13 protein-coding genes are annotated in these 20,090 nt (G+C 51.0%); 11 read left to right on the top strand and 2 right to left on the bottom strand.

Features of this window, described 5'->3' with window-relative positions; translation table 11 throughout:
- Window positions 1–329: 329 nt before the first annotated feature.
- Entirely contained in the window at window positions 330–1,565 is a 1,236-nt protein-coding gene (locus HMPREF0673_RS00280) for a site-specific integrase (protein ID WP_004291422.1), read from the top strand.
- A gap of 11 nt (window positions 1,566–1,576) precedes the next feature.
- Window positions 1,577–1,939 (top strand): hypothetical protein, encoded by a 363-nt coding sequence (locus HMPREF0673_RS00285; protein WP_004291423.1) that lies wholly within the window; start codon window positions 1,577–1,579, stop codon window positions 1,937–1,939.
- Window positions 1,940–2,016: 77 nt separating this feature from the next.
- Here HMPREF0673_RS00285 and HMPREF0673_RS00290 read toward each other — a convergent pair whose 3' ends face one another.
- On the bottom strand, window positions 2,017–2,322 hold the full coding sequence (locus HMPREF0673_RS00290) for a helix-turn-helix domain-containing protein (RefSeq protein WP_004291424.1): 306 nt from the start codon (window positions 2,320–2,322) through the stop codon (window positions 2,017–2,019).
- Between the two features lie 31 nt (window positions 2,323–2,353).
- The gene (locus tag HMPREF0673_RS00295) at window positions 2,354–2,653 is read right to left on the bottom strand and encodes a helix-turn-helix domain-containing protein (RefSeq protein ID WP_004291426.1); all 300 of its coding nucleotides are present in this window, start codon (window positions 2,651–2,653) and stop codon (window positions 2,354–2,356) included.
- Window positions 2,654–2,791: 138 nt separating this feature from the next.
- Between HMPREF0673_RS00295 and HMPREF0673_RS00300 the strand changes: the two genes are divergently transcribed.
- From HMPREF0673_RS00300 to HMPREF0673_RS00340, 9 genes are all read left to right on the top strand, one after another.
- Entirely contained in the window at window positions 2,792–3,217 is a 426-nt protein-coding gene (locus HMPREF0673_RS00300; RefSeq protein ID WP_004291432.1) for a helix-turn-helix domain-containing protein, read from the top strand.
- Window positions 3,218–3,220: 3 nt separating this feature from the next.
- The gene (locus tag HMPREF0673_RS00305; protein ID WP_004291454.1) at window positions 3,221–3,571 is read left to right on the top strand and encodes a helix-turn-helix domain-containing protein; all 351 of its coding nucleotides are present in this window, start codon (window positions 3,221–3,223) and stop codon (window positions 3,569–3,571) included.
- Between the two features lie 20 nt (window positions 3,572–3,591).
- Window positions 3,592–5,163 carry a DUF3945 domain-containing protein gene (locus tag HMPREF0673_RS00310; protein ID WP_004291455.1) on the top strand — a complete coding sequence of 524 codons (1,572 nt, stop codon included), beginning with the start codon at window positions 3,592–3,594 and terminating at the stop codon, window positions 5,161–5,163.
- A 60-nt stretch (window positions 5,164–5,223) separates the two neighbouring features.
- Window positions 5,224–7,311 carry a type IA DNA topoisomerase gene (locus HMPREF0673_RS00315; RefSeq protein ID WP_004291456.1) on the top strand — a complete coding sequence of 696 codons (2,088 nt, stop codon included), beginning with the start codon at window positions 5,224–5,226 and terminating at the stop codon, window positions 7,309–7,311.
- Window positions 7,312–7,473: 162 nt separating this feature from the next.
- A complete protein-coding gene (locus HMPREF0673_RS00320; protein ID WP_004304266.1) occupies window positions 7,474–7,926 on the top strand; it encodes a DUF1896 domain-containing protein in 453 nt (150 codons plus the stop codon).
- Window positions 7,916–13,732: an N-6 DNA methylase gene (locus HMPREF0673_RS00325; RefSeq protein WP_007896725.1), complete on the top strand. Its 5,817-nt coding sequence runs from the start codon at window positions 7,916–7,918 to the stop codon at window positions 13,730–13,732. The genes HMPREF0673_RS00320 and HMPREF0673_RS00325 overlap by 11 nt, the downstream gene beginning before the upstream one ends.
- Before the next feature lie 657 nt (window positions 13,733–14,389).
- The gene (gene tet(Q) / locus HMPREF0673_RS00330; protein WP_007896729.1) at window positions 14,390–16,315 is read left to right on the top strand and encodes a tetracycline resistance ribosomal protection protein Tet(Q); all 1,926 of its coding nucleotides are present in this window, start codon (window positions 14,390–14,392) and stop codon (window positions 16,313–16,315) included.
- The gene (locus tag HMPREF0673_RS00335; RefSeq protein ID WP_007896730.1) at window positions 16,315–18,633 is read left to right on the top strand and encodes a hybrid sensor histidine kinase/response regulator; all 2,319 of its coding nucleotides are present in this window, start codon (window positions 16,315–16,317) and stop codon (window positions 18,631–18,633) included. Before tet(Q) ends, HMPREF0673_RS00335 begins: the two co-directional genes overlap by 1 nt.
- The gene (locus tag HMPREF0673_RS00340) at window positions 18,626–19,948 is read left to right on the top strand and encodes a sigma-54-dependent transcriptional regulator (RefSeq protein WP_004291471.1); all 1,323 of its coding nucleotides are present in this window, start codon (window positions 18,626–18,628) and stop codon (window positions 19,946–19,948) included. The genes HMPREF0673_RS00335 and HMPREF0673_RS00340 overlap by 8 nt, the downstream gene beginning before the upstream one ends.
- Window positions 19,949–20,090: the final 142 nt, after the last annotated feature.

Consider the following 20,090-nt stretch of genomic DNA (forward strand, 5'->3'; position numbering starts at 1 on the left):
GCAAAGTTACTACAAAAAAGTGAAATGCGGAAAGATATAGTGATAGAATTGAGTTACAAGGGTTTTGGTTGAAGTGGCGATAATCCGTGAAGCCATTACAATCCCTGCCGAAGCCAAATCCTGACGCCGCTACGTTACTTGTTCGTAACCATGCCCGAAAATGCGACAAACGGGTACGAATAGCGAAACAAGGCTCTAAGGAATAGTGAGTTATCCATAACTCATGCGAAAAATCAGGTTACGGAAAAAGATTGCGCCGTTCCTCCCCGTTTTGCGTACCAACACCGGACTCTTCACCAACTAATTTTGAAACCCAAAAATTAAGGACAATGAAGAGTACATTTTCAGTAATCTACTACCTCAAGCGTCAGGTAGTGAAAAAGGACGGGACAGTTCCCGTCATGGGACGCATCACGGTGGACGGCAGCCAGACACAGTTCAGCTGCAAACTGACTGTCGATCCGAAACTGTGGGACACCAAAGGTGGACGTGTCACGGGCAGAAGCACGGCGGCACTCGAAACGAACCGTATGCTTGACAAGATGCGGGTACGCATCAACAGGCATTATCAGGAAATCATGGAGCGTGACAACTTCGTCACGGCGGAGAAGGTGAAGAACGCCTTTCTCGGACTGGAACACCGCTACCACACGCTGATGCAGGTGTTCCGCCAGCACAACGAGGACTACGAGAAGCAGGTGGAGGCAGGCATGAAAGCCAAAGGCACGCTGCTGAAGTACCGCACCGTTTACAAGCACATGCAAGAGTTCCTCGACATCCGCTACCATGTGAAGGACATCGCCCTAAAAGAGCTTACCCCGGCTTTCATCTCCGACTTCGAGATGTTCCTGCGCACGGACAAGCACTGCTGCACCAATACCGTGTGGCTGTACGTCTGCCCGTTACGGACGATGGTATTCATCGCCATCAACAACGAGTGGCTGACGCGCGACCCGTTCCGCGAGTATGAAATCAAGAAGGAGGAAACAACACGCAGTTTCCTGACCAAAGATGAGATCCGCCTGCTGATGGAGGGGAAACTGAAAAACGCCAAACAGGAATTGTACCGCGACCTCTACCTGTTCTGCGCCTTCACGGGGCTGTCGTTCGCGGATATGCGCAACCTTACGGAAGAGAATATCCGCACCTACTTCGACGAACACGAGTGGATAAACATCAACCGCCAGAAAACGGGCGTGGTGTCCAACATCCGCCTGCTCGACATCGCCAACCGCATAATCGGCAAATACCGGGGACTGTGCGGGGACGGCAGGATATTTCCCGTTCCGCATTATAACACGTGCCTTGCCGGTATCCGTGCCGTCGCCAAGCGTTGCGGCATCACCAAGCATATCACGTGGCATCAGAGCCGCCACACGGCAGCCACGACGATATTCCTCTCCAACGGTGTTCCCATCGAAACGGTCAGCTCCATGCTCGGACACAAGAGCATAAAGACGACGCAGATTTACGCAAAGATAACCAAAGAGAAGCTCAATCAGGACATGGAGAACCTTGCCGCAAGATTGAACGGCGTCGAGGAATTTGCAGGTTGCACCATCTAAAAAGAAAAGCCATGAAACGTGACACAATCATCATCGAGGACAAGGCAGTCAGCGTAACCGGTAACGACGTGTGGATGACCGCCACCGAAATAGCCGGATTGTTCCATACGACCGTCCCGGCAGTGAACGCCGCCATCAGAGCCGTCCGCAAGTCGGACGTGCTGAACGACTACGAGGTGTGCCGCTACATGCAGCTTGAAAACGGGCTGCACGCGGACGTGTACGCCCTTGAAATCATCATCCCGGTCGCTTTCAGGGTGAATACCTACAACACCCACCTGTTCCGCACATGGCTGGTGGGAAAGGCACTCTCACAAGAGAAACGGCAGACATACGTGATGTTCATACAGAACGGAAAAGCCGGGTATTGCTGATTGCACATACCCCATAAGACAAGTAAACGGGTAGCACCACAAAAGGTGTCACCCGTTTACTTTTTCATGAAACCGCCTCACTCCAGCGGCTTGCGGTAGTTCGCTTCCAGTACCCCGCGCAGCCCCGTTTCCGGGTAAAGCACCTTCCCTCCCAAAAGTATGAAGGGCAACACGCGGTTGTTGCGGTATTCCTGCAAGGTGCGCCGGCTCACACGGAGCAGTTCCGACACCTCGCCGTCCGTCAGGTAACGTTCCCCGTCCAGCGGAGGACGGTAGCTTTCCAGAAATGCGGACAGCCATTTCGAGCCTTTGCGCATATCCTGCACCACAGAGGCTATCGGCTCGTCTTCCATCGTAAAAACATCGTTGTTCTCGTTCATCATAACTTCGGATTCAGTGGGTGAATAAATCAAATCATCTGCCGTGCGGATAGAGCGTGCCGACAAGCGGTATCAGCCGCTTCACCTCCTCTGGCTTGTAATAGAACCTGCGGTTTATCTGCGAGTAGCCGATAAGCCGCCTGTCACGCAGCGTCTGCAACGTGCGCGGGCTTATTCTCAACTGCCCGCAGACCTCCTCGCCCGTGAGCCATCTTTCCATGCGCCCCGTGTCGCTTTTGCGCCTCAGGGCGGCGACCTTCTCCGAGAGTGCGCCGAATGCCGCCACCATCATCTCGAAAGTCTTTTTCTCGATAGATACTATTTCCATATTCATGTCATTTAGAGTTTGCCGCAAAGGTAACGAAACGGCATACAAGACGTATCGTTTTCCGCTGAAAGGCTGCCTGTTGCGCCGTTTGACCGGGTTACGGAGCCATCTTCCGCAAAAATCTTACGTGAGTCACGTAGTGAGTTGTTAAAGCCCCTTTTGTTTATTGCCGAATTTTGTCGCAGAAACAAAAAGAAAGGACTGAACATGAAAGTGATAACAATGGAAAGTTCCGCCTACAAGGAGATGATGGCGCAGATTGCGAACATCGCAGGGTACATCCGCGAGGCAAGGGACGAGAAGAAACGGAAGCGGGAAACCGAAGACAAGCTGCTTGACACGGCACAGGCGGCGAAGATGCTCAACGTGAGCAAGCGCACCATGCAGCGTATGCGCACCGACCACCGTATCGAGTATGTGGTGGTACGCGGAAGCTGCCGCTACCGCCTTTCCGAGATACTGCGGCTATTGGAGGACAACACAGTAAGGAACGAGGAAGGGACAATAGACACCCTGTTCCACAACCACACGCTGCGCACGGGCGGCAAACCAAAAGGAAGGAGGACATAGGTCATGGAACTGCTCACACGAAACAACTTCGAGGGCTGGATGCAGAAGCTGATGGAACGGCTCGACCGTCAGGACGAACTGCTGCTGGCGATGAAGGCTGAGGGGAAACAGCCCACTATCACGGAAAGCATCCGCCTTTTCGACAATCAGGATTTGTGCATGTTGCTCCAGATAAGCAAACGCACCCTCCAACGCTACCGCAGCGTAGGCGCATTGCCCTACAAGACGCTGGGCAAGAAGACCTATTACAGCGAGGAGGACGTGCTGACATTCCTTTCCAACCATATCAAGGACTTCAAAAAGGAAGATATAGCCTTCTACAAGGCTCGTATCCATAATTTCTTTCATAAATAACCCATTAAAACATTTTTCAGATGGCAAAGAAAAAAGACGAAAAGGACGTGCTGGTAGTCCGTGACGAGAAGACAGGCGAGATCAGCGTGGTAGCCGGGCTGAACGCGGACGGCACACCCAAGCGCACCCCCGCAAAAGCGGAGAACGCGCAGAGTTTCCTGCAATTCGACCGACATGGCGACGTGCTGGACAACTTCTTCAAGAACTTCTTCCGGCAGTGCAAGGAACCCAGCCGCTTCGGTTTCTACCGCATTGCGGCAGACCAAGCTGAAAATCTCTTAGAGGTGATGAAGCAACTGCTGAAAGACCCCGAAGCGAACAAGGAGCTGCTCGCCCCTCACAAGGTGGACACCTCCGACTATGAGAAGAAGGTGCAGGAAGAGATGGCAGCACAACAGACAGAGAAACAAGAACCTCAAAAACAGGAGAACATGGAACAACGGAAAGAACAGCAACAGGACAAATCCGAACAGATGCAGGGCAAACGTGGCTACCAGCCCATCGACGAGAGTAAAATCAACTGGCAGGAGCTGGAGGACAGATGGGGCGTAAAGCGGGACAACCTTGAAAAGTCCGGCGACCTTACGAAGATGCTCAACTATGGCAAGTCCGACTTGGTAAAGGTCAAACCGACCTTCGGCGGCGAATCATTCGAGCTGGACGCCCGCCTCTCCTTCAAGAAGGACGGTGAGGGAAACATCAGCCTCGTGCCGCACTTCATCCGCAAGGAGCAGAAGCTGGATGAGTACAAGGAACACAAATTCTCCGACAATGACCGGAAGAACCTCCGCGAAACGGGCAATCTCGGTAGGGTTGTGGACATTGTGGACAGGGAAACGGGCGAGATCATCCCCTCCTACATCAGCATCGACCGCAAGACGAATGAAATCACGGACATTCCGGCAAGCAGGGTGCGCATCCCGGAGCGCATCGGCAAGACGGAAATCACCACGCAGGAGCGGGACATGCTCCGCGCCGGACTGCCCGTACGCGACAAGCTCATCGAGCGCAACGACGGCAGAAAGTTCGTCACCACCCTGCAAGTGAACGTGGAGCAGCGCGGCGTGGAGTTCGTGCCGGGAACCGGCAAGTCGCCCCGTACCGCACAGACACAGGAAACCAAAGGCGACACATCGAAAAGTCAGGCGCAGGGCGGGGAAAATGCCGCACAGACCAAGAAGGAGCAACGCCGCAACACGTGGACGAACGAGGACGGCAGCATCCGCCCCATCAGCAAATGGAGCGGCGTGAGCTTCACCGACCAGCAGAAAGCCGACTATGTGGCGGGTAAAGCCGTGAAGCTGGAGAACGTGACCGACAAGCAGGGCTTCCATGCCACGATGTATATCAAGTTCAACCCGGAGAAGGGACGCCCGTACCGCTACGACACGAACCCTGACAATGCACAGCAGGTTGCTCCGTCCAACGAGAGCCGCACGCAGGTGGCGGTGAACAACGATGGCAAGACCAACGAGGCTACAAAGAATCTGAGAGAGCCGTTGCAGAAAGGTCAGACCAACCCGAAGGACGCCCGCCAGCAACAGCAGCAGGAGAAGCCGCAGAAGAAAACGGGCAAGGGCATGAAAATGTAATCCCGTGTCCGCCACTGAATCCAAAATAAAATCCAAAGTATCAACAAAAAAGAAGAAGACATGAAGACAATCATTGCAGAAAAGCCCTCCGTGGCACGTGAAATCGCCCGCATCGTGGGCGCGACAAAGAGAGAGGAAGGATATTTCGAGGGAGGCGGTTATGCCGTGACATGGGCATTCGGACACCTCGTTCAGCTTGCCATGCCCGACGGCTACGGCGTGCGCGGATTTGTCCGTGACAACCTCCCGATTATTCCCGACACATTCACGCTCGTCCCCCGTCAGGTCAGGACGGAGAAAGGTTACAAGCCCGACAGCGGCGTGGTGTCGCAGATAAAAGTCATCAAAAGACTGTTCGACACAAGCGAACATATCATCGTGGCGACCGATGCCGGACGCGAGGGAGAGCTTATCTTCCGCTACCTCTACCACTATACGGGTTGCACCACTCCTTTCGTGCGCCTGTGGATCAGCTCTCTCACCGACAAAGCTATCCGCGAGGGACTGCGGAAACTCGAAGACGGCAGCAAATACGACAACCTCTACCTCGCCGCCAAAGCGCGGAGCGAATCCGACTGGCTCGTGGGCATCAACGGCACACAGGCGTTATCCATCGCCGCCGGACACGGCACGTATTCCGTGGGGCGGGTGCAGACACCAACGTTGGCTATGGTATGTGAACGCTACTGGGAGAACCGCCGCTTTACGTCCGAAGCATTCTGGCAGCTCCATATCGCAACGGACGGTTGCGACGGCGAAGTCGTGAAATTCTCATCCTCCGAGAAATGGAAAGAGAAAGAACCGGCGATGGAACTATATAATAAGGTAAAGGCGGCAGGTTGCGCCACTGTCACGAAAGCCGAGCGCAAGGAGAAGACGGAGGAAACTCCCTTGCTCTACGACCTGACCACGCTCCAGAAAGAAGCCAACGCCAAGCACGGCTTCACGGCGGAACAGACGCTTGAAATCGCGCAGAAACTCTACGAAAAGAAGTTGATAACCTATCCGAGAACGGGAAGCCGCTACATCCCCGAAGACGTGTTTGCCGAAATTCCCAAACTGCTCGCTTTCATCGGCACACAGCCCGAATGGAAAGACAAGGTGCGGGCAAAAGCCGCCCCGACACGCCGCAGCGTGGACGACGGCAAGGTGACAGACCACCATGCCCTGCTCGTCACGGGTGAGAAACCGCTCTTCCTCTCCAAAGAGGACAATACCATCTATCAGATGATTGCCGGGCGCATGGTCGAGGCATTCTCTGAGAAATGCGTCAAGGATGTGACCACTGTCACGGCGGAATGTGCCGGAGTGGAGTTTACCGTAAAAGGCAGCGTCGTGAAGCAAACCGGATGGCGTGCCGTCTATGGCGAGGAAAAAGAGGAAATTACCATCCCCGGCTGGCAGGAAGGCGACACGCTGACACCGAAAGGCTCGTCCATTACCGAAGGAAAGACCAAACCCAAGCCGCTGCATACCGAAGCCACCCTGCTCTCGGCAATGGAAACGGCGGGCAAGGAAATTGAGGACGACGCACTGCGGCAGGCGATGAAGGACTGTGGCATCGGTACTCCCGCCACACGCGCCTCCATCATCGAAACGCTTTTCAAGCGCGGTTACATGGAACGCTGCAAGAAGTCGCTTGTTCCCACCGAAAAAGGACTTGCCCTCAATTCCGTCGTCAAGACGATGCGCATCGCCGATGTTGCCATGACGGGCGAATGGGAAAAGGAGCTGGCGCGTATCGAGCGCGGGGAACTGTCCGACGACACCTTCCGCAAGGAGATAGAGGCGTACACACGTGAGATAACCTCCGAACTGATCTCGTGCGACAAGCTCTTCGGCAGCCGTGACTCCGGCTGCGCGTGTCCCAAGTGTGGCACGGGCAGGATGCGGTTCTACGGCAAGGTGGTACGCTGCGACAACACGGAGTGCGGACTGCCCGTGTTCCGGCTGAAAGCGGGACGCACCCTGTCCGACGATGAAATCAAAGACCTGCTCACCGAAGGGCATACCAAGCTGCTCAAAGGGTTCAAGAGCAAACAGGGCAAGAGTTTCGATGCTGTTGTCGCCTTTGACGGGGAATATAACACGACTTTTGTGTTCCCGGAGGCTAAAAAGGACAAGAAATTTTCAGGACGGAAGAAATAGTATTAACTTTGCCACTTGTTCAGAGTAATGAATTGTTCTTCGATACCGGATTACACTCATACTTTGGATTTAGTGGTGGCACTCGGAGGGATACCGAGTGCCTTTTTCTTCCTTTTTCCAACCGATTATCCCGTTAATTATCAATCCGCTAAATCCAAAGTAATGAACAACAAGAAGAAAAACGAGGGTCAGACCGACTTTTCCTATTACGGTCTGTACCTGCTGGACTATCTCCGCACGAACAAGTTTGAACAGGCTGACGACACCGCTTTCATACGGGAACGGGCCGACCGTGCCGCCGAAACGTATGAGAGGGCACGGCTTGAAGGCTATCCCGCCGATGGTGCGCAGGAACTGGCGATGGACACGCTGCTGCGCGGGCTGCATTATTCCCGTTACGCCATCCTCCGCGAAGTCGTGGAAAACGAGTTTGCCGATGAAGTGCCGGAAGAGAAGCGTGAAGCCTTTGTCCTGAAACTGCTGCCGCTTGTCGGCAACGTGTTCTCCGTCTATGACCTCTCGGATGACAATTTCGCCCTGTCTTCCGATTACGACCTGCTCTACACGGAGCTGACGGGAGCAACCGTCCTTTACTTAGACGAATATGGCGTTTAACCGCAAACAGAAACTGCGGGACAACATCGAGGCGATACGGACGGCATTCATCCTTGACAGGGAAAATAGGACAGCGACAACCGAAGAGCGTGCCATACTTCAAAGGTACTGCGGTTTCGGCGGTCTGAAATGTATCCTCAACCCTGCAAAGGAACTGACGGATGCCGTCCGGTGGGCGAAATCCGACCTCGAACTGTTCGCCCCGACGGTGGAGCTGCACAGGCTTATCCGTGAGAACAGCAAGGACGAAACAGAGTACAAGCGGTTTGTGGATTCGCTGAAAGCGTCCGTGCTGACCGCTTTCTACACCCCCAAAGAGATAACCGACACCATCGCGGACGTGCTGGCAGATTACAGCGTCCGCCCCGCCCGTATGCTCGAACCGTCGGCAGGTGTCGGCGTGTTCGTGGATTCCATGCTGCGGCACAGCCCCAATGCGGATGTGATGGCTTTCGAGAAGGATCTGCTCACGGGTACAATCTTGAGGCATCTCTATCCCGACCAGAAAATGCGCACCTGCGGTTTTGAGAAAATCGAAAGACCGTTCAACAATTATTTCGACTTGGCGGTGTCCAACATTCCGTTCGGTGACATTGCCGTGTTCGACGCGGAGTTTCAGCGGAGCGACTCTTTCGGCAGACGCTCCGCCCAGAAAACCATCCACAACTATTTCTTTCTCAAAGGACTGGATGCCGTGCGTGACGGCGGTATCGTGGCGTTCATCACCTCGCAAGGGGTATTGAATAGCACCAAGACCTCCGTGCGTAACGAGCTGTTCAGTCAGGCCAATCTGGTATCCGCGATACGCCTGCCCAACAACCTGTTCACGGACAACGCGGGCACGGAGGTGGGCAGTGACCTGATTGTCCTGCAAAAGAACCTCAGCAAGAAGGAAATGTCGCAGGACGAGCGGCTGATGACCGTGATACAGACGGACACGAAAACCGCCCTGACCGACAACGCCTATTTCATCCACCACCCGGAACGCATCGTGCATACGATGGCGAAACTTGACACAGACCCCTACGGGAAGCCCGCTATGGTTTATCTGCACGAGGGCAAGGCAGCAGGCATCGCCGGGGATTTGCGCCGTATGCTCGACGAGGATTTCCATTACAGGCTTGCCATGCGCTTGTATTCGGGTTCAATCCGGCAGGCAGGAACGGAAGAAAAAGTTGCCGTTCAAAATAAAGTAGAGCGTCCTGCCATAAAATTGGAAACAGTATCCTCGGCGCAGACGGTGGAAACTCCGACAGAAAAGCCGCAACCCGCAGATGAAAAGCCGGAGATAGAACCGCGCCCGCAATATTCCGCAGGCGTGCAGCTCACCCTGCTTGACCTCTGGGGGATGACGGAAGAGGTCAGCCAACCGAAAACCTCCAAAAAGAAAAAGACGGTGAAAAAGGCAGTTACGGCAAAGTCCACTCCGCCCAAACCGAAAGTCACGGTTACACCGACAGCTCCAACTGCAAAACCCGCAATGGAGAATAAGGAGGTGAAAGCGGAGAACACCGCCAAGCCTGCCGACCCGGACGACATCTATGCCACACTGGACTGGGATACCAATCCTCCCATCAACGGTTTCTATGAAATGATGATGGGTTTGACGCCGGAGCGTAGGAAAGAACTTCGGGAACTGGCAAGGCAGCATAACGAGAAACAAGTGGCGGAAAAGACGGAAGTGAAAGCCGTGCCGGAAACTTCCCGTGAGCAGCCACGACAGGAGGAAACACAGCCGGAGGCAGTCGCCGCACCTGCCGTTACAGATACCCCATCGGAAGCGGTGGGGACTTTCCTTTTCCCCGACATCGAAACGGAAAAGCCGAAGGAGGAAGTCGTGGACCTTTCTCCGCGTGCCTACCACCGCACGCCGGAGATGCACCTGCGCGAAGGGTCGCTGGTGGCTGACCGGGGGCGTCATAACATCGGCTACCTGAAAGACATCACGCCATACGGGGCGACATTCCAGCCGCTCGACCTGAAAGGATACCAGAAGGAAAAGGCGTTGTTGTATGTGTCGCTGCGTGACGCCTACGAGCGTCTGTACCGTTATGAATCGCTCCGGCGCGAGGCAAATGTTCCGTGGCGAGAGCATCTGAATACCTGTTACGATGAGTTTGTCATGCGCTACGGCAACCTCAACGCCAAGCAGAACGTGAAGTTAGTGATGATGGATGCGGGCGGGCGCGACATCCTTTCGCTGGAACGGATGGAAAACGGAAAGTTCGTCAAGGCGGACATCTTCGAGCATCCTGTTTCCTTCGCGGTGGAGAGCCATGCCAACGTAGGCTCTCCCGAAGAAGCCCTGTCTGCGTCGCTCAACAAATATGGTACGGTCAATCTCGACTATATGCGGGAGATAACCGACAGCACGGCGGAGGATTTGCTCACTGCCCTGCAAGGGCGCATCTACTACAATCCGCTCGTGACCGGTTACGAAATCAAAGACCGTTTCATCGCCGGAAATGTCATAGAGAAAGCGGAACGCATAGAGGCATGGATGGGTGACAATCCCGAAAATGAGCGTATGCCGGAGGTGAAGCAGGCGTTGGAGGCTCTGAAAGATGCCGAGCCGCAGCGCATCGCCTTCGAGGATCTGGACTTCAATTTCGGGGAACGCTGGATTCCGACGGGTGTCTATGCCGCCTACATGAGCCGGCTGTTCGACACGGAGGTGAAAATCGCCTATTCCGCAAGCATGGACGAGTTTTCGGTGGTGTGCGGCTACCGCACCATGAAAATCACGGACGAGTTTCTGGTGAAGGGGTATTACCGGAACTATGACGGTATGCACCTCCTAAAACACGCCCTGCACAACACCTGCCCTGACATGATGAAGTCCATCGGCAAGGACGAGCATGGCAACGACATCAAGATGCGCGACAGCGAGGGAATACAACTCGCCAACGCCAAGATTGACGAGATACGAAACGGCTTCTCCGAATGGCTCGAAGAGCAGTCGCCGCAGTTCAAGGAGCGGCTTGTGACGATGTATAACCGCAAGTTCAACTGTTTCGTGCGCCCGCGCTACGACGGCTCCCATCAGACCTTTCCCGACCTCAACCTGAAAGGGCTGGCAAGCCGGGGTATCAAGAGCGTCTATCCCTCACAGATGGATTGCGTCTGGATGTTGAAACAGAACGGCGGCGGAATTTGCGACCACGAGGTGGGAACCGGTAAGACGCTGATAATGTGCATCGCCGCGCATGAGATGAAGCGTCTGAATTTGGCACACAAGCCGATGATTATCGGGCTGAAAGCCAACGTTGCGGAGATTGCAGCCACCTATCAGGCGGCATATCCCAACGCACGTATTCTGTACGCTTCGGAGAAGGACTTTTCGACCGCCAACCGTGTGCGCTTCTTCAATAATATAAAGAACAACGACTACGATTGCGTCATCATGTCGCACGACCAGTTCGGCAAGATACCGCAGTCGCCGGAATTGCAGCAGCGCATCCTGCAAGCAGAGCTTGACACGGTGGAGGAAAACCTCGAAGTGCTACGGCAGCAGGGAAAGAACGTGTCGCGGGCGATGCTGAAAGGATTGGAGAAGCGCAAGCACAACCTTGAAGCGAAGCTGGAGAAGGTGGAACACGCCATAAAGTCACGCACGGACGACGTGGTGGATTTCAAGCAGATGGGCATCGACCACATCTTCATAGATGAGAGCCACCAGTTCAAGAATCTGACTTTCAACACGCGCCACGACCGTGTGGCGGGATTGGGAAACAGCGAGGGAAGCCAGAAGGCACTTAACATGCTCTTTGCCATACGCACCATACAGGAGCGCACAGGAAAAGACTTGGGTGCGACCTTCCTCTCCGGCACGACTATCAGCAACTCACTGACTGAATTGTACCTGCTGTTCAAGTACCTGCGCCCGAAGGAGCTGGAACGGCAGGACATAAGGTGTTTCGACGCTTGGGCGGCGATATTTGCCAAGAAGACGACGGATTTTGAATTTAACGTGACGAACAATGTGGTCCAGAAGGAGCGTTTCCGCTACTTCATCAAAGTGCCGGAGCTTGCCGCCTTCTATAATGAAATCACGGACTACCGCACGGCGGAGGATGTGGGCGTTGACCGTCCTGCCAAGAACGAGATACTGCACCATATACCGCCCACGCCGGAACAGGAGGACTTCATACAGAAACTGATGCAGTTCGCCAAGACGGGCGATGCCACCTTGTTGGGCAGGCTGCCGCTTTCGGAAACGGAAGAAAAGGCGAAGATGCTCATCGCCACGGACTATGCCCGGAAAATGGCACTCGACATGCGCATGATAGACCCGAATTACGAAGATCATCCCGACAACAAAGCGAGTCACTGTGCCAAGATGATCGCGGAGTATTATCAAAAATACGACGCCCAGAAAGGCACGCAGTTCGTTTTCTCTGATTTGGGGACATACCAGCCGGGCGACGGGTGGAACGTCTATTCGGAAATCAAGCGCAAACTGACGGAGGACTACGGTATACCGCCAAGCGAGGTGCGCTTCATTCAGGAGTGCAAGACCGACAAGGCGCGGAAGGCGGTGATAGACGCCATGAACGCCGGGACGGTGCGTGTGCTGTTCGGCTCTACCTCTATGCTCGGAACGGGTGTGAACGCCCAGAAACGGTGTGTGGCTATCCATCATCTCGATACGCCGTGGCGACCGTCCGACTTGCAACAGCGTGACGGACGCGGAGTTAGGGCAGGTAATGAGATTGCCAAACATTTCGCCGGGAACAACGTGGATGTAATCATCTACGCGGTGGAGAAGTCACTGGACAGCTACAAGTTCAACCTCCTGCACTGCAAGCAGACTTTCATAAGCCAGCTCAAAAGCGGTGCGATGGGTGCGCGTACCATCGACGAGGGGGCAATGGACGAAAAATCGGGCATGAATTTCTCGGAATACATGGCGTTGCTCTCCGGCAATACCGACCTGTTGGACAAGGCGAAACTGGAAAAGCGGATCGCATCGCTCGAAGGGGAACGCAAGTCGTTCAACAAGGGCAAGCGTGATTCGGAGTTCAAGCTGGAGTCAAAGACCGGCGAGTTGCGCAACAACACGGCTTTCATAGATGCCATGACGGAGGACTGGAACCGCTTCCTGTCGGTGGTGCAGACCGACAAGGAGGGCAACCGCCTTAATATAATAAAGGTGGACGGAGTGGATTCCGCCGATGAGAAGGTCATCGGAAAGCGTTTGCAGGAGATAGCCAAGAATGCCACGACCGGAGGGTTGTACACGCAGGTCGGTGAACTTTACGGTTTTCCGATAAAGGTGGTGAGCGAAAGGATACTCAAAGAGGGATTGGAGTTCACCGACAACCGCTTCGTGGTCGAGGGGAACTACAAGTACACCTACAACAACGGGCATCTGGCGATGGCTGACCCGTTGGCCGCCGCCCGCAACTTCCTCAACGCGATGGAGAGGATACCCTCCATCATCGACCAGTACAAGGCGAAGAACGAGGTGCTGGAGATGGAGATACCGCAGTTACAGGAGATAGCGGGTAAGGTGTGGAAGAAGGAGGACGAGCTGAAGCAGTTGAAGTCCGAACTTGCCGCCCTTGACCGAAAAATTCAGCTGGAGCTTGCGCCACCCACGCCCGAAGTCGCAGAAAAGGAGAATGAAGGGCAACAGCTCAAGCCGGAAGCGGAAGATGTGAGGAACAGGCAGGCGCAATATCCCGAAAATGCACCGCCGCAGATACGCAGTCCGGCGGATAGTATCGTTGCCAACCATGTCATAATCGGGCGTCCGGGACTGTATGCCAAGGAGGAAACCCGGTCCAAAGGATTGAAAATATAACCTAAGGAATTTTATCTGAAGTATTAATAAGGGCTATCCCAAAAGGTCTAAAAGTAAATTTTATCCTTTCTGCAAGTATCTATAGGATGGCAACTGCATTTTTTTCTTTTTGGGCAGCCCTTATTAAAATTTATTCTTATTTTAGGTTATATACATTCATGTCCATTTATGTAAAAAATTCCTGCTGACCTTGTTTATGTCTTGTCAGTCACCATTTGCAAAACCATATTTGACCCTCAAAGAGGCTGAATTTGATAAGTAACTTGCTACATACTCATAATAAGGAGCTAAATAGAACACGAATGGGAAATACACAAATGCTAAACTAAAGAAGATATTGGCCAAAATAAACGCTATACCGAGAGAGAAACTTGATTTTTCAACTTCCTAAAACGGTGTTGTTCAAACATTTCTACTTATTTGTACTTGCCAGTTGAACCTACGCTTCCCTAATAAAATGTCTATGGTAAAAAGTTAAAAAATCCTCCCACTTTTGTTAGATATATTTTTTTGTGTAATTTTGTAATCGTTATGCGGCAGTAATAATATACATATTAATACGAGTTAGTAATCCTGTAGTTCTCATATGCTACGAGGAGGTATTAAAAGGTGCGTTTCGACAATGCATCTACTGTAGTATATTATTGCTTAATCCAAATGAATATTATAAATTTAGGAATTCTTGCTCACATTGATGCAGGAAAAACTTCCGTAACCGAGAATCTGCTGTTTGCCAGTGGAGCAACGGAAAAGTGCGGCCGTGTGGATAATGGTGACACCATAACGGACTCTATGGATATAGAGAAACGTAGAGGAATTACTGTCCGGGCTTCTACGACATCTATTATCTGGAATGGAGTGAAATGCAATATCATTGACACTCCGGGACACATGGATTTTATTGCGGAAGTGGAGCGGACATTCAAAATGCTTGATGGAGCAGTCCTCATCTTATCCGCAAAGGAAGGCATACAAGCGCAGACAACGTTGCTGTTCAGTACTTTACAAAAGCTGCAAATCCCGACAATTATATTTATCAATAAGATTGACCGTGCCGGTGTGAATTTGGAGCGTTTGTATATGGATATAAAAACAAATCTGTCGCAAGATGTCCTGTTTATGCAAACTGTTGTCGATGGATCGGTTTATCCGGTTTGCTCCCAAACATATATAAAGGAAGAATACAAAGAATTTGTATGCAACCATGACGACGATATATTAGAACGATATTTGGCGGATAGCGAAATTTCACCGGCTGATTATTGGAATACGATAATCGCTCTTGTGGCAAAAGCCAAAGTCTATCCGGTGCTACATGGATCAGCAATGTTCAATATCGGTATCAATGAGTTGTTGGACGCCATTTCTTCTTTTATACTTCCTCCGGCATCAGTCTCAAACAGACTTTCAGCTTATCTCTATAAGATAGAGCATGACCCCAAAGGGCATAAAAGAAGTTTTCTTAAAATAATTGACGGAAGTCTGAGACTTCGAGACGTTGTAAGAATCAACGATTCGGAAAAATTCATCAAGATTAAAAATCTAAAGACTATTTATCAGGGCAGAGAGATAAATGTTGATGAAGTGGGTGCCAATGATATCGCGATTGTAGAAGATATAGAAGATTTTCGAATCGGAGATTATTTAGGTGCTAAACCTTGTTTGATTCAAGGATTATCTCATCAGCATCCCGCTCTCAAATCCTCCGTCCGGCCAAATAAGCCCGAAGAGAGAAGCAAGGTGATATCCGCTCTGAATACATTGTGGATTGAAGACCCGTCTTTGTCCTTTTCCATAAACTCATATAGTGATGAATTGGAAATCTCGTTATATGGTTTGACCCAAAAGGAAATCATACAGACATTGCTGGAAGAACGATTTTCCGTAAAGGTCCATTTTGATGAGATCAAGACTATCTACAAAGAACGACCTATAAAAAAGGTCAATAAGATTATTCAGATCGAAGTACCACCCAACCCTTACTGGGCCACAATAGGGCTGACTCTTGAACCCTTACCGTTAGGGGCAGGGTTGCAAATCGAAAGTGACATCTCCTATGGTTATCTGAACCATTCTTTTCAAAATGCCGTTTTTGAAGGGATTCGTATGTCTTGCCAATCTGGTTTACATGGATGGGAAGTGACAGATCTGAAAGTAACTTTTACTCAAGCCGAGTATTATAGCCCGGTAAGTACACCTGCTGATTTCAGACAGCTGACCCCTTATGTCTTCAGGCTGGCTTTGCAACAGTCAGGTGTGGACATTCTCGAACCGATGCTCTGTTTTGAGTTGCAGATACCCCAAGTAGCGAGTTCCAAAGCTATTACAGATTTGCAAAAACTGATGTCTGAGATTGAAGACATCAGTTGTAATAATGAGTGGTGTCATATTAAAGGGAAAGTTCCATTAAATACAAGTAAAGACTATGCCTCAGAAGTAAGTTCGTACACTAAGGGCTTAGGCATTTTTATGGTTAAGCCATGTGGGTATCAAATAACAAAAGACGGTTATTCTGATAATATCCGCATGAACGAAAAAGATAAACTTTTATTCATGTTCCAAAAATCAATGTCATTAAAATAATGGAGCGGTCAGGAAATTTCTATAAGGCAATACGGTTGGGATATATACTTATCTCCATTCTTATCGGATGTATGGCATATAATAGCCTCTATGAATGGCAGGAGATAGAAGCATTAGAACTTGGCAATAAAAAAATAGACGAGCTCCGAAAAGAAATAAACAATATCAATATTCAAATGATAAAATTTTCTCTATTGGGTGAAACAATACTGGAATGGAACGATAAAGATATCGAGCATTACCATGCACGGCGTATGGCAATGGACAGTATGCTCTGCCGTTTCAAGGCCACCTATCCAGCAGAGCGCATCGATAGTGTGCGCAGTCTTTTAGAGGATAAGGAACGACAGATGTTCCAGATAGTCCGGTTAATGGATGAACAACAATCTATTAACAAGAAGATAGCCAATCAAATTCCGGTTATTGTACAGAAAAGTGTGCAGGAACAGTCCAAAAAGCCAAAACGAAAAGGTTTCTTAGGCATATTCGGCAAAAAAAAGGAAGTAACTCCAGCAGTATCAACCACTATCCTTCATTCGGTCAATAGAAACGTAATCAGCGAACAGAAAGTGCAGGATCGCCAATTGTCGGAACAAGCCGACAGCCTTGCAGCTCGTAATGCAGAACTTAACAGACAACTGCAAGAATTGATTTGCCAAATAGAAGAAAAGGTACAAACCGAACTGCAAAGCCGGGAAAACGAAATAGTTGCCATGCGTGAAAAGTCATTTATGCAAGTAGGCGGTTTAATGGGATTCGTTCTTCTATTGTTGTTAATTTCCTACATCATCATACATTGTGATGCAAAAAGCATTAAACAATACAAGCACAAGACAACTGATTTGATAAGGCAACTGGAACAATCCGTACAACGGAACGAGGCACTGATAACGTCAAGGAAGAAGGCGGTACATACTATCACCCATGAACTGCGCACACCGCTGACAGCAATAACAGGCTATGCCGGACTGATACGGAAAGAACAGTGTGAGGATAAGTCCGGGCAGTATATCCAAAACATACTGCAATCCTCCGACCGTATGCGGGATATGCTTAACACTTTGCTTGACTTCTTCCGCCTGGACAACGGCAAGGAACAGCCCCGTCTGTCACCCTGCCGGATTTCAGCAATCACGCACACACTTGAAACGGAGTTCATGCCTGTTGCCGTGAACAAAGGGCTGTCCTTGTCCGTGAAGACTGGACACGATGCCATTGTATTGACCGACAAAGAGCGAATAATACAAATCGGGAATAACCTGCTGTCAAACGCTGTCAAGTTCACAGAAGAAGGCGGTGTTTCTTTGATTACTGAATATGATAATGGAGTTCTGACACTGGTCGTTGAAGATACAGGTACAGGCATGACAGAAGAGGAACAGAAACAAGCGTTCGGTGCGTTTGAACGTCTATCAAATGCCGCCGCAAAGGAGGGTTTCGGGCTTGGGCTTGCCATAATGCGTAATATTGTGTCGATGCTTGGCGGAACAATCCGTTTAGACAGCAAGAAAGGGAAAGGCAGTCGTTTCACAGTTGAAATTTCTATGCAGGAAGCTGAAGAACAGCTTGGATATACAAGCAATACACCTGTTTATCATAACAATAAATTCCATGATGTTGTCGCCATTGACAATGATGAGGTATTACTTCTGATGCTGAAAGAGATGTATTCCCAAGAAGGAATACACTGCGACACTTGCACCGATGCTGCGGCACTGATGGAAATGATACGCCAGAAAGAATACAGCCTGTTGCTGACAGACTTGAATATGCCCGATATAAACGGTTTCGAATTGCTGGAACTGTTGCGTTCGTCCAACGTGGGCAATTCACCAACAATCCCGGTGGTTGTGGCAACCGCTTCGGGCAGTTGTAACAAAGGGGAACTATTGGCAAAAGGCTTTGCCGGATGCCTGTTCAAACCGTTCTCCATATCGGAACTGATGGAGGTTTCCGACAGGTGTGCCATAAAAGCGACACCGGACGGGAAACCGGACTTTTCCGCCTTATTGTCCTATGGCAATGAAGCCGTCATGCTGGAAAAGTTGATAACTGAAACAGAAAAGGAAATGCAGGCGGTACGGGATGCAGCAAAAGAAAAAGACCTGCAAAAGCTGGATTCCCTGATCCACCACCTGCGCAGTTCGTGGGAGGTGCTCCGTGCCGACCAACCGCTGAATGTACTTTACGGATTGCTTCGTGGCGATGCTCTCCCGGATGGTGAAGCGTTAAGCCATGCCGTGACTGCCGTGCTGGATAAGGGAGTGGAAATAATACGGTTGGCAGAAGAGGAAAGGAGAAAATACGAAGATGAATAAGACAAAAATAATTGTGGTGGAAGACAACATCGTGTATTGCGAATATGTCTGCAATATGCTGTCACGGGAGGGCTACCGCAATATGAAGGCTTACCACCTCTCAACCGCGAAGAAACATCTGCAACAGGCAACAGATAATGATATCGTGGTTGCCGACCTGCGTCTGCCTGACGGCAGTGGCATAGACCTTTTGTGCTGGATGCGAAAGGAGGGAAAGATGCAGCCCTTCATCATTATGACCGACTACGCCGAAGTTAATACCGCCGTGGAAAGCATGAAACTCGGCTCGATAGACTATATTCCCAAACAGCTTGTGGAGGATAAACTTGTCCCCCTGATCCGTTCCATACTGAAAGAACGTCAGGCAGGACAACGCCGTATGCCTATATTCGCCCGTGAAGGTTCCGCCTTTCAGAAAATCATGCACCGCATAAGGCTGGTAGCCGCCACCGATATGAGCGTGATGATATTTGGTGAGAACGGCACGGGCAAGGAGCATATTGCCCACCTGTTGCATGACAAGAGCAAACGTGCAGGCAAGCCATTTGTGGCGGTGGACTGCGGTTCACTCTCCAAAGAGCTTGCACCGTCGGCTTTCTTCGGACACGTCAAAGGTGCATTTACAGGTGCGGACAATGCCAAGAAAGGATATTTCCATGAGGCGGAAGGCGGCACGTTGTTTCTGGACGAGGTAGGAAACCTCGCGTTGGAAACCCAACAGATGTTGCTCCGTGCCATACAGGAGAGGCGGTATCGCCCGGTCGGAGACAAGGCAGACCGGAATTTCAATGTCCGCATCATCGCTGCTACCAATGAAGATTTGGAGGTATCGGTGAATGAAAAGCGTTTTCGGCAGGATCTTCTGTACCGCCTGCACGACTTCGGGATAACCGTTCCTCCGTTGCGTGACTGTCAAGAAGACATTATGCCGCTGGCAGAGTTCTTCCGTGATATGGCAAACAGAGAGCTGGAGTGTAGCGTGAGCGGGTTCAGTTCCGAAGCACGTAAAGCGTTGCTGACACACGCATGGCCGGGCAACGTGCGGGAACTTCGGCAGAAAGTTATGGGTGCTGTATTGCAGGCGCAGGAAGGTGTTGTCATGAAAGAGCATCTGGAACTTGCCGTGACGAAACCGACCTCTACTGTCAGCTTCGCCTTGCGCAATGACGCGGAGGATAAGGAGCGGATATTGCGTGCGTTGAAACAGGCAAACGGCAACCGGAGTGTCGCCGCAGAACTGCTCGGCATAGGCAGGACAACACTATACAGCAAACTTGAAGAGTATGGACTTAAATATAAATTCAAGCAATCATAGCCCGTAATTCACTGAATTTGGCTATCTTTGCATAACATTTGAGAAAAACGGCGATTGGCAGGAGCTTTTCGCCGCCAACATATAGGATAAGACCGCAAGGCGTTTCAAGCGAAAATCTGGTAAATTGGAACTACGGAGACGA

The sequence above is a fragment of the Leyella stercorea DSM 18206 genome, from assembly GCF_000235885.1.
GTDB classification, from domain to species: Bacteria; Bacteroidota; Bacteroidia; order Bacteroidales; family Bacteroidaceae; genus Prevotella; species Prevotella stercorea.